Source organism: Candidatus Jordarchaeum sp. (assembly GCF_052745115.1).
Genome location: NZ_JBRAKS010000114.1, coordinates 1 through 11,271, shown reverse-complemented (window position 1 = coordinate 11,271; position 11,271 = coordinate 1). Strand labels below are relative to the sequence as shown.

At 35.6% G+C, this 11,271-nt stretch carries 12 protein-coding genes; all 12 read right to left on the bottom strand.

The window, feature by feature from the left end:
- A partial coding sequence (locus ACUVXA_RS09775) for a hypothetical protein (RefSeq protein ID WP_445871071.1) occupies positions 1–310 on the bottom strand: 310 nt, incomplete at its 3' end.
- Between the two features lie 289 nt (positions 311–599).
- Positions 600–1,697, bottom strand: a complete 1,098-nt coding sequence (locus ACUVXA_RS09770) for an ISL3 family transposase (RefSeq protein WP_445871072.1) — start codon at positions 1,695–1,697, stop codon at positions 600–602.
- Positions 1,698–1,926: 229 nt separating this feature from the next.
- Entirely contained in the window at positions 1,927–2,634 is a 708-nt protein-coding gene (locus ACUVXA_RS09765) for a hypothetical protein (protein ID WP_445871070.1), read from the bottom strand.
- Positions 2,635–2,646: 12 nt separating this feature from the next.
- The gene (locus ACUVXA_RS09760; protein WP_445871069.1) at positions 2,647–3,588 is read right to left on the bottom strand and encodes a DevR family CRISPR-associated autoregulator; all 942 of its coding nucleotides are present in this window, start codon (positions 3,586–3,588) and stop codon (positions 2,647–2,649) included.
- 44 nt (positions 3,589–3,632) lie between these two features.
- Positions 3,633–3,959, bottom strand: a complete 327-nt coding sequence (locus ACUVXA_RS09755) for a hypothetical protein (RefSeq protein WP_445871068.1) — start codon at positions 3,957–3,959, stop codon at positions 3,633–3,635.
- Entirely contained in the window at positions 3,949–5,025 is a 1,077-nt protein-coding gene (locus tag ACUVXA_RS09750) for a hypothetical protein (protein WP_445871067.1), read from the bottom strand. The genes ACUVXA_RS09755 and ACUVXA_RS09750 overlap by 11 nt, the downstream gene beginning before the upstream one ends.
- A 1-nt stretch (position 5,026) precedes the next feature.
- Positions 5,027–5,896 (bottom strand): RAMP superfamily CRISPR-associated protein, encoded by an 870-nt coding sequence (locus ACUVXA_RS09745; protein WP_445871066.1) that lies wholly within the window; start codon positions 5,894–5,896, stop codon positions 5,027–5,029.
- Positions 5,893–6,477 carry a hypothetical protein gene (locus tag ACUVXA_RS09740; protein ID WP_445871065.1) on the bottom strand — a complete coding sequence of 195 codons (585 nt, stop codon included), beginning with the start codon at positions 6,475–6,477 and terminating at the stop codon, positions 5,893–5,895. Before ACUVXA_RS09740 ends, ACUVXA_RS09745 begins: the two co-directional genes overlap by 4 nt.
- A complete protein-coding gene (locus ACUVXA_RS09735) occupies positions 6,458–7,102 on the bottom strand; it encodes a hypothetical protein (RefSeq protein ID WP_445871064.1) in 645 nt (214 codons plus the stop codon). The genes ACUVXA_RS09740 and ACUVXA_RS09735 overlap by 20 nt, the downstream gene beginning before the upstream one ends.
- Entirely contained in the window at positions 7,068–8,468 is a 1,401-nt protein-coding gene (locus ACUVXA_RS09730; protein WP_445871063.1) for a hypothetical protein, read from the bottom strand. Before ACUVXA_RS09730 ends, ACUVXA_RS09735 begins: the two co-directional genes overlap by 35 nt.
- Positions 8,469–8,498: 30 nt before the next feature.
- Positions 8,499–9,062 carry a hypothetical protein gene (locus ACUVXA_RS09725; RefSeq protein WP_445871062.1) on the bottom strand — a complete coding sequence of 188 codons (564 nt, stop codon included), beginning with the start codon at positions 9,060–9,062 and terminating at the stop codon, positions 8,499–8,501.
- Positions 9,049–11,271: CRISPR-associated helicase Cas3' (gene cas3, locus ACUVXA_RS09720; protein WP_445871061.1), on the bottom strand; the 2,223-nt coding region annotated here is incomplete at its 5' end. The genes cas3 and ACUVXA_RS09725, both read right to left, overlap by 14 nt.

Genomic DNA, 11,271 nt, shown 5'->3' with positions numbered 1-11,271 from the left:
ATACCCAGAGAGCTCTCACCATATTTCGTGCATCCTGCCTGTCGGTCTTATTCCATGAGTCTTTTATAATCCGAAACTTATGCGGATCAATAACATAACACACTGCTCCTTTTGATTCAACTCTATCAGTCCAGTAGAATGATCCACTACAGGCTTCCATAATAACTGCATCCTCGGGGCCAAGATTGTTAATGTACCCCTTAATGTCGGTGCACCTGGGGATAAAATCAATTTCTTCCCCCTTACAATTCAACACAGCTATGGTAGAATACTTCTTATGACGGTCAATGCCGTGAAACTTTGTTATCATTTCTTCCTCCTCTATTGTTTGAGGGAGAAAAAGGCGAAGGGTACCTTGGTGATTATGCTTTGTTCCCATTCCACTATCCAGCATCGCAAAAGCGTGCTATATTCTCGGTACAGGTGCAGTAGGTGACCTACTAAACCAATTTACGTGGTCGCAAAGCGCCACAGAGGAGAACTAAGTCATCTACTGCCCTTTCCTTTTTCCCCGGGTAGAATAAGTGGCAGTATACAGTCACCTGCTGCTTTTTACAAAGAATAACTTTTCAAAGATCCTGATGTTTTTTTTACTTTAATCATAACAACCAAATTTGTTGGTAAGTGAATGCCTCTTTGATAACAAGAGAAAAGTATTCTATATCATGAAAACCATAAACTTTTCGCTTTATTACCTTTATCTTGTTATTTATTCCTTCAATACGGCTTGTGTGTATTGGGAATATGCAATGATTTATTATCCCATGTGCATACCTCAAAAGTCTATTGGCAAATTGAATTATTGGCTTAACACCACTTTCATAGGCAAGTCTACACCAACTGTACAGAGCTTTTTCTGCCAGCTCAACAAATTCGTATCTATACAGTTTCTTAAGATAATCCTTAAGAATGTAAGCTGTTGTGATGGAAGTATTAAGCTCCAAAAGAGCTTTAAGTCTTGGGGCCTCCCGCTGTGTTATGTTCTGCTTGTTTTTCAACAAAAGGTATTTACTGCCTTTTATTACTTGCCTGCCAACTTCATCAGCTTTTCTATATTCGATGTTCCTTACCCTGTCTATAACCCTGTTAAAAGCAGCTATCAAATGAAACTGTTCATAAACTATCCTGGCACGAGGAAGATACTCCTCAACTGCCTTAATATATGGGTCACACATATCCATTCCTACTGCGGCTATAGATTCTCTTTGCTCAGCAGAGAGGGTTTTAAAAAACCTCTTAAGTGTCCTGTATTTTCTTCTACGCCCAACCCATATAACTTTTCCAGTTTCCCAATCCACAGCGATTGTCAGATATGTATGCCTCTTTTTAAGAGATATCTCATCTATTACTATAATAGATTGATTACCCAAAATATTTTGGAGATAGCTCTCCTTCAAATACCTTTTGTGAATCGCTTTTATGGTCTTCCAATCCATATCAATGCACTCAGCTACTTCTTTTATACTCATATGTTTCCAGAGCGTCAGAACAAACTGGGTAAACCTCTTTGTAAACCTTCTATAAGGATCGATAAAGGGAAACTCTTCGACCACAATACCACATTCACTGCAGTATATCTTTCTATACCTTATATCAACATAACACTTTGTATCGTATATATTAAGCTCTCTTACTCTCCTACTACACCAGGAATGTATCCCCTTGGCCTTTGTACCGCATCTATGATAAACCGGAATGTATCTTCCATCCGGTTCGACATATATATATAAACAACATTTTGTTCTTCATCTACGTACTGTTTAGTTATCTTTACTCGACTAAAGCTGAAAAATGGGTTAACATTAACATTGGGCATTGGTTACCTCCTGGTTTTTGTTGTGTTGAGAAATCAAAAATATCCAGGTTCAGGTACCAATGTCCATTTTTATATCATTTTTACCAACACATTTGGAGAAGAACCGCAAATTATAGTGTAAAAGGTATTTTTTTGTAGATAACCCAATTTTCTCCCCTTTGTTCTTCGATGAGTGGAACAGTGAATGTTTTTTGAACGTAAGGATTACCTTTTGTCCCCCCGTTATAAGGATCAATTTGAGAAAATCTGGCATCTTCTTTGATTTCATTTAAAGTAAAGACGGGTCTTCGTACAAAGTTAAAAGCTTCTGGTTTTAATTCTTTTGTTTCTTTCCAGGTGAATTGCTTTGGGGGTTCTTTATCTTCAATTTTTGCCCTCCCCATAGCAATTGAGTCGGTGGTTCCTAAATGTCTTAGTAAATAAAAGAGGTTTACAATTTCGTCTTCTTTTTTTGAGGGTTTAATATAGATCTTTAGAGGTCCGATAAAATGGCAATACTCTCTTATACCAAATGATTCTTCACATGGTTTGTGTGGCTTCCCCTTTTCCTGTTTTGAAGGTTTTAATCTTTTGATGAAAAATTTGAGAATTGCAACTTTTTCTGGTGGCTCAATCTCTAATGGCGCAGATTTTATTAACTCAAAAATCTCTATGCCGTAGGGTATTTTTCCTGTTGTCTTTATCGCTGTGTCAACAAGTGCAAGCCTAAAAGCTGCTGGACTTGGAACAGGTGATGTTAATGCGTAGCTTGGCGACAGATTTGGCATTCTATAAGAGTAGAGGCTTGCAAAATCAATTTCTCCCCATATCCATGCCATCTTTATTCCTTATTACGATATAGGCATCAATAATTTGTGGATTTCCTGGTTTGCTAATTTGGTTAAATTGTCACATAGCTCTTTAAGATTTGCAAATTTCTGGTAAGATAAACTTTCATGACATTTTACTAGGTTTTCAATATCTTCCACAAAAGTATTTCTGAGAGGACTTATTACAGGAACAGGAAAATTCGATTCCGACTTTACAACAACTCCCTCTATTGCCTCTATGTGTGGCAAACGAGTTGAGGTCATTGCTCCTTCAGTTCTCATAAAGGTAGCCTTATAGGCATTTATAGCTAATTGATAGCGGTTTTTTCTATTAGGCTCGTCTATAACATAATTATAATCTACCTCGTTCAAACCTATACGCCATGGCTGGAAAGCAGAAACAAGAGCATATATCCCTGAACGTGTAGGTCTATGATAAATCATCTGGGCAGTTACCTGTCTTTCCTGGTTTTCCTCACCTGATTTTTCACCAGCTGTTTCCTCCCTTGTACGACCTACCATAGAATGGCGGGCATGTATATGAATATCTCGGTATGTATTTTCTGGGAGACCTAACGTCCACCCAAACTCAACGGTTGATGTCCTTGCAACAGGCGGTCGTTGAACAAGAAACCCATGTAAATCACATAAAATGCAAGATGAAATTGCTGTTTTCATTGCTTCTTTCGGACTATGATTTCTCTTGGTGAGGTTATTCATATCCGCTCTCTGAGGATGAAGTTTTTGACATGCCTCACAGAACTGGCTTTTATCCTCTTGAAGAAGCCAGACATTATAGGCATGAATGTGCTTAAACATCTCACCTGATATGCCATCGGTCTTTTCTCCACTCGCAAGAACTACGGTACGAGGTTCTGTGACGTTACCAACTGTGCCTTCATTATTAAGGGAGTGGAGATTCCATGTCACTCTTGCCAGTATTGATATTTCAAAGATAGCCATAATAACCCTCCCTTTTATTGAAATCTATTAAAAAATCTTATAACCTATTCTTCCTCTTTTGTACCCTTAACTAATGCATGGCTAATTAACGCTGCTCGAACCAGTCTTACCCCATAATCACTTACCAACTTCATAAGCTTTTCTAAACTCTCTTCTGTGGGTCTGCGAAGATGTAGTCTGCTTGCATGTGATTCATATCGCCTTAGAAATTTCCTTATTGCCTCTGCAAAGTCCTCATCCTTTTCGGCATTTTCCAATTCGATAAGGGATGCATAGTCCTGAATTTCTTCCATGCGTAAAGCTTTCCGTAAGGTGCTGCCAAAATCTTTTACCGCTTCATCTGAATATAATATTTCAAGGCTACTTGACATATGCCATTACCTCCTTGAGGGTTTCTTCATCATAGTAATTTGCGGATTTTATTTCCCTTGGTCTTGATATGTATTTAAGAAATATCTTTATGTGATTTTCATAGGTTGTCAATGAAGGGTTCATTATAAATGCTGTTATTGAATCCGCAATATCCTCACACCCCTGAACACTTCCTTTTCTGAATAAGTATTTCCACACTTCAAAAATTCTTTGAACATTTGATCTTCCGGATAACGCAAGCTTCATAAGCGGATTAAGGCTCAAATTACCTCCTGTGGATGGCTTAAATTGCTGGCCACTCTGGACCATCGAGAAATAAAAAAGTCCTGAGAGTCTATCTACAAATTGTGATTTTGATGTAGCCATTGAGTGCATTTTATCTGCTAGAATAACGGAGAAATGAGCGGCAGCATTCTGAACGCTTAAATATTTTAGGCCGATGTTATAAGTTTTTTCTCTTATTTCTCTAAAATTTTTTATCTCCATCCTCTGTGGTACAGGGAAAATAACGAAGTAATCCCACTTGTTTCCCTGAGCATTTTGTTTTTTATACCTACCTGAAATTGCTCCTCCAAGACAGGCAAGTGCCCAGCTGTGGCTGTCTACTTTAGTTTGACCTTCAGTATAGTCACCTCTGGTTCTACCTCTAAGTCCTTTAAAAGCTGAAGGGTCAAGAGGACCCGAGAGAGTTGCACCCTTATCAGACGTTATATCTGTAAAATTGTCTGGGTTTTGAGATTTTTTAATGATTTTCTCTGCATCATTGGTTAAAATATCCTTAACTTTTTTAACTTTTACTAACCAATTTTTTTTATCAGTAAGAAAAACTTTTCTCCATGTTCTGTCTTCTTGAGATTCTTCGAAAAGTTCATGCCAGCTCGCATTACCCTGGAGACGTTTAATTGAAATGTTAGTGGTGTTGTGTTCGATTAAATAAGCATTACCTGAATCGTGAATGATGGGTGATACTTCTTCAGGACTTGCAGAGTCAAGTAGCATTGCGAGTCCATAAGCCCTGCAGAGGTCAAAAATATCAAGACCTGTTTTAAGGATAAAGTATTGCATTTTACATTATTTCTATGGTTATCTTCCCTGCACCTTTACTTTTTTGACCACCCAACACCTTTATGTTTAAAATTGCATTAATCAATACGTTTTCAATTAAGAATTTTGCCTTTTTATTAGAATCCCTTTCTTTCCAAAAATGTAACCATTTATCAATTATGATATCTCCTATTATTCTTGCATCACCGAACTGAATTTTTTGTAACTCCAACGTTGGGTCAGAAATAATAACATTAACATTACCTTTAAAAACAGTCCCGGGTTTAACTTGTTCACCATCAATTTTAGCTCCATGAGCTGCAGTTACTGTTTTTCTATCAATTCTTACATTAGTCTGGTCAATTAATCTCCCCTCACCCTCAGTGTAAAAATTATTGATTCTTAAAAATCCCATAATACCGGTTGCACCCATAAAATAACACGTTGGGCAAATACCTAATTTGTTATCAATATTTATACCATTCTCGTCAACTTTAATTTCACAATTGCTTCTATATTTTCCTGCGTTGATGAGTTCGTTTTCGGTTTTTGTTGGTCTTGGAGCTGGAATACAAGGCCTTAATATATCTTTATAATTATCTGGTATATCAAATTGGTTTGTGAACTCATCTGACTTTTCAATAAATAATATCTCTATCTGATGTCTCAATGCCCCCTTAAAACTGCTAGCTGGTATAACTGGGTTTCTGTCCACTTTAAACACAGATCCTTTCTTTTCAGTTAAAGGAGAAGGGGCAGCACCAATATGTAAGAAACTATCTTCTGATATTTTAACTTTTATTGGTAATTCAAGAAAAGTTACACCTCCTTCTTTTTTTATATTTATTTCTCTTTCTTTTCCTCCCAATTCAATTTTTACTTTGTCTTTCATTCTAAGACCTCCCAACATTTTTTTAATGATTCTATTTTCCTTATAAAATAGGCAACTTCCTCAGAGGAAATGTCCCACTTGAAGAGTTCATTAATATATTCCAATATTTTTGTTAAAGCTTGATTTTGAGGAAAATTTGCTCTCCTAATTTTGTCACAAAAAAACTGAAAGACGATTGAAAAATCATACCTCTCGATAACTTTTCCATAATCATCCATGGAAGGAAGCTTACATTCCACCAATCCATACCAATCGATAGTTTCAAATATTTTTTTAAATAAATATGGTTTTTTGTCAAAAGCTCTCTTTAGCAGTTCTGCACGTTGCCTTAATTCCTTTATTCTTTCAAGGCGCCAATTCTTAGCATTTTTCTCTTGCTTAATAATATCCTCTACTTTCATATCTATTATTTCAAAAAATTTTTGCCTATTTCTATCTTTAAAAAGTTTTGATAGGTTTTTCCATTCACTCCCTTCGAAAAGTACTGGAATAAAATTTTTTTGGTCCCTATCAAAAGGACTATTAAAAATGTCTTTATCATTTATAACTTTTTTAAATACTTTATCTATTATACTCATCATAAAATGTTTCCTCTTTTTTCAATAATACTTTTGGAGCCTCAACTATGCTGCCGGGAAATAATGATTTTTCGTATGTTCCGCCGATTGAAAATTTGTCTGGTCTAAATATGTAACCATAAACTGGCGATACTTCTTTGATCCCAAATATATTACATTCCTCTTTGAATAATTTTATCTTTAAGATTCCTTGTATTATTTTTGATTCAATTTCTTTCACTTCCAAAATTTTGGATTTGCCAAATCCTTTACTCTTAAGTGCACCTATCTGAAATACGGAACCTTTCAATTTATTTATTAATGTTCCATTATTTAAAGGCATGAGTATTATTGCTCTAATTTTTCTAATATTATTTTTAGGTCTTAGATAAATTGTAAAAATAGGCATTTTCGATATATTTAGGAATTTATCTTTTACAGAATATATAAATTCATCAAACACGTAAGTACCCTCTTCAAAAAAACCAACAGCATGTACTTCTATGCCAAAGCAGTGTCGTAATGAACCTTCAATAGTAGAAGATGGAATGATATCCTGACATGGTCTAAATATTCCTCCCTTGACCCGTTCTCCTATGATAATCGAATCAATTTCAAGTTTTACTTCTAATAACTTCATACTGCTCATACTCTTGGCGCTCCCGAAAAACCCTATAAAGACTCAAGATTTTTGAAGGATTTATTCCCCTTGAAACCAACTCACATATTTCTGGATATTTTCTTTTATTTTCGAATACTTCAATAAAAATGCGAATATTAGATTTCAACTTCTCCTCTAACTGAACTAAGTTATGTAAAAAGGTGCTTGTCACTTCTTTATTTATTGCCATAACGATGATGTCCTTTAATTCATCCTTTGAGTATTTTTCCTCAAATATTTTGTGATACCTAATATTTAAGAAATTTTTTTTATCCTTTTCGAAAAATCTCCAATGTTCTCTTATTGGGTATTTTATATTAGTAATATTTAAAGAGAGACCAATAGGAGTTTTCTCATCACTGGCACAATCCGGGAAATATTGTTCAAAAAGATTTATGTAGTTTTCAATAACTATTTTTATTAGTTCTGGTGAATATTTGAATACTCCCAATTCGTCATAATTAACAATAGGTTTTTTTATATCTTGATATTCTTTGAATTTATTCCAAAAATCTTTTAGCATTTCTTTATAGTCATTGTTGAAATCTATCTGAAGAGCCAAAGGTCGGAATTCCTCTTTCAGTATATCTGCATGTTTGAAGTTGTAATTGTCAATATATTCTCCAAATGCATTTTGTAGCCATGTTTCTACTTTGCTTTGGTCTAATGAAAACTTAAACCAACAGACTTTAACACCTTCCTCTTCCCAAACTGTTCCATATTCTCTGAATGGTTCACCAATATCTCTTACTTCCTGACACTTTTCACATATCCATTCTCGTACAGTTCCTTTTATCTGTTCAACTCCCATATTCTGCTGACATATATCGCAAATTGGTGGGTTTAATTTATCCGGGATTTCTGGTAAAAGGTATCTCTTGTATATCTTAGTGCCTCTGGTATTGAGAACTTTTAATCTATCTTGGTCGTTTGATTTTCTTGCTTTTAGAGTTTTCCTATCTAGTATAGAGTTTAATATACCTAAATCAGCTAAGGTTTCCTCTATTTCTATGTGAAAACCGTGATCCAGAAATGGTTTGAATATTTCGTTTACGTTTTGATTTAATTGGAGAAATAAAGTTATGAAATCAGAAGTCGCAAATATGATCTCATTCTTGTAATAACCTGCAATGCAATTTACCAGTTTCTCCCTTTTTAGTAGTAAATTTATATCATCCAATCTAACAAATGAGTGTGGAAATTTTACCCAACATTTTACGAGTCTTGCCTGCCACTTGCCTTTTTCTACATCGTTTGTTCCTATTGTCCTTTTACCACCTTCAGCTTCTTTGATCGTCTTTATTTTTTCTTCCTTGTATCCGATCGACTCTGAACCATCAGGTTCTGTAAACATTCTTGTTTTTTCCTTAAGAATCCTATAAATTTAACCTCCCAACTCGAGGTGCGTTAGGAGAGAAGTAATATTTCTTGGAGCGTTCTTATCCTCTGGAGTCAGTAAAAGATGTTCTTTATATTTATTTAGAAAATCTTCTCCAGACTTACAATTTTCAAGTTCGTTAAAAAGAATTTTCAGATCGTCAATATTTCTAAACGCTGCCCAGAATTTCCCCTTTTCCTTCTGAATTTTGTAATAGTTTTTGTTCCATAATTTTAAGATCCCTTCCTGGGCAGGCGTGATTTTTTCCAGTTCTGCTGTAGCTCTTGAAACAGAGGAGGCGAGATGGTCTGCAAGTATGAGTATAAATAAATCTTGTTTGAAATCTGTCGGTATATCACTCCAATCTTTGATTTCCTTATCATTTTCTATTTTATGATGATACTGTCCCCACCAAGAGGAAGAGGACGGTTGTGAAACGCCAATCTGAGAAAAATCAAAATCATGAAAAGTATGACCTGAGACCTGAATACCTGCACTATTAAGAGCCTCTCCATCTACAAGCTTGCCAATATCGTGGAGCTCTCCAATAAATGGTTTATTCATGTTCATGTATGGTTGATCTCCTATCTGCCAATCTCAATGCCCTTGATAAAATAACGTAAGTGTCATATGTTTTTTCTTTTTCAAAGGCGGGGATGTGGCTTGAGAGTGTTGTTGAGGAATCCTGTTTTTCAAAATCCTTAAATATTGCAATGTCAAGTTTTATACCTATTTTCTCGGAAAGTACGTTATTCATTTCTTCATGCCATCCTGCTGAAAGCCTGTATTTTGGCACCTTCACAGCTCTTACTGAATGGTGGTGTGCTATTGCAAAGAAAGCTGCATCACCCAGGATATTACCACAGAATTCTCTCAGATAATCTCCCAGTATGTAAGCTGAAACAGTTGCATGGGGTGGAAGGTTTTTCTTCTCAATATCTCCAGAATGTGCAAGAAATTCTTTTTTAGCTCCAATCTTATACTGCCATTCCTCTGTAAGTTTTCCCAGGTCATGAAGTAAAAGGGTTAATCTAAATAATGTTAGTAATTCATCCTTAGGTATGTTTAAGAAAAAGGCAAGTTTAGAATATAAAAAGTCTTCTTCAGGGAGTATATTTTTCTCAAAAATCTCTAACGTATTTTGAGCATGTTTTTTCCAGGTCTCAAAAGGTATATCACTAAAAGAGGATTTACCTGGTCGTTTTTCCGTTTCAACAGGTTTAAAAGGAGCCCCGGCTTTTCCAAGGATAAGACCTTCATCAGGATTATAGGAAGCGTAATCGCTGTGGAGAATATAAAAATCATTCGGATGTATCTGTTTTACATTTCTAATCTGAAATACTTTTACTTGTGGTATATAATCATCAAAAAAGTTTCTATCCTGTTCAATGAGCCACATCTTTGGATTTTTTCCAGCAAAGAATTGCTTAAGAATTTCAGGCTGTATCTTTAACCTTGGAAGCGTTAAAATTCTATCTCCTATTGATTCGGGTTCGTTGTGTATGGAGACCTCAACAGAAATTGCATCTCTTACGGCTTTTTCAGCTATTACAGGTTTACCTTCAAAAGCGGCCTTTGATAAATACATCATTGCTCTTGTGCCTGCCACAGGTTTTGCAAGTTTCATGAAGGTATCTTCAAGAACTTGATCAACCATCTCTTTTTCAAGTTCCCATGTAAGCCTTTTATTTTTGTTATTTTCAATTATTGTCTTTGTCTTATTAATAAGGAATTTATCGTAAGGTGCATGATGAGGAATTCCGAAAACGAAAATTTCTCCTTCTCCTCCCCATCTGGCACATCTTCCTGCTCTTTGGATTAAGGAATCTATAGGAGCGAGCTCAGTAATGAGAAGATTACAGGATATGTCCATTCCAACTTCAATAACCTGTGTTGATATAAGCAAAGCCCTCTCTTTATTATTTTGCCCGAAAAGGTTTTTAATGTCGTCCTCTTTTCTGGCTCTATCTTCATCAATAAATCTTGAATGAATAAGGATAGGTTCTGGTTTAATTTTGTCCTTTAGCCTTTTATAAATATTTATTGCCCTTTCAACAGTATTACAAACTACAATGGTCTTGCCCTTGTAGCTTTTGTGGAGGTTTAAAACAATCTCTGGAGAAAGAATATTACCAAGGTTTTCTTTAAGAGATACAGCTCTATTTATCCTCACAGAGATTTTTTCCTCTTCAACTTCTATTATTTTTGCGGAAAATCTTTTTGATAAAGCAGAAGCAAACCTGGTAGGAAGTGTTGCTGACATTATAACAAAAGGAATTGATAGATTTTTCAGTCTTTCTGCTAATATTAGAGAACTCTGAAGCCCCAGCAAAGGCTCAAATGTATGGACTTCATCGAAGACCAGAAAGCTTCCAGCTACTGCACCTGCAGGAATATTACCATGTCTTACCCCAAGACTTAGGGGAGCACAGGCATAAGAAGTGATTACCTGATCCAGAGTTGCAATAATACATTCAGCATCAAACAAAATACTTTCTAATCTTTGTCCATGTTGTGCCTTGATATCAAGGGATGGTGGTCGAGATTTAAAAGACTTAAATCTATCGCATAATGAGTTTACAAGAGCTCTCATTGGAAGTGTATAGATCATTCTTTTCGGGAGGGATGAACCCCTAAGAGTAGTAAAAGGTATAAATGCTGCTTCGCTCTTGCCGCTTCCAGTTGGTGCACGAAGAATTACTGATTCACCCTTTTCTAGGGCCTCATAAGTAGCTAATTGATGCGGGTATGGATCGTACCCTGTTATTTCCTTGAAAAG

Bases quoted from the DNA above. Each gene is read 5' to 3' on its own strand.
- ACUVXA_RS09765 (WP_445871070.1), bottom strand. From the start codon at position 2,634: ATGGCATGGATATGGGGAGAAATTGATTTTGCAAGCCTCTACTCTTAT.
- ACUVXA_RS09760 (WP_445871069.1), bottom strand. From the start codon at position 3,588: ATGGCTATCTTTGAAATATCAATACTGGCAAGAGTGACATGGAATCTC.
- ACUVXA_RS09755 (WP_445871068.1), bottom strand. From the start codon at position 3,959: ATGTCAAGTAGCCTTGAAATATTATATTCAGATGAAGCGGTAAAAGAT.
- ACUVXA_RS09750 (WP_445871067.1), bottom strand. From the start codon at position 5,025: ATGCAATACTTTATCCTTAAAACAGGTCTTGATATTTTTGACCTCTGC.
- ACUVXA_RS09745 (WP_445871066.1), bottom strand. From the start codon at position 5,896: ATGAAAGACAAAGTAAAAATTGAATTGGGAGGAAAAGAAAGAGAAATA.
- ACUVXA_RS09740 (WP_445871065.1), bottom strand. From the start codon at position 6,477: ATGATGAGTATAATAGATAAAGTATTTAAAAAAGTTATAAATGATAAA.
- ACUVXA_RS09735 (WP_445871064.1), bottom strand. From the start codon at position 7,102: ATGAGCAGTATGAAGTTATTAGAAGTAAAACTTGAAATTGATTCGATT.
- ACUVXA_RS09730 (WP_445871063.1), bottom strand. From the start codon at position 8,468: ATGTTTACAGAACCTGATGGTTCAGAGTCGATCGGATACAAGGAAGAA.
- ACUVXA_RS09725 (WP_445871062.1), bottom strand. From the start codon at position 9,062: ATGAACATGAATAAACCATTTATTGGAGAGCTCCACGATATTGGCAAG.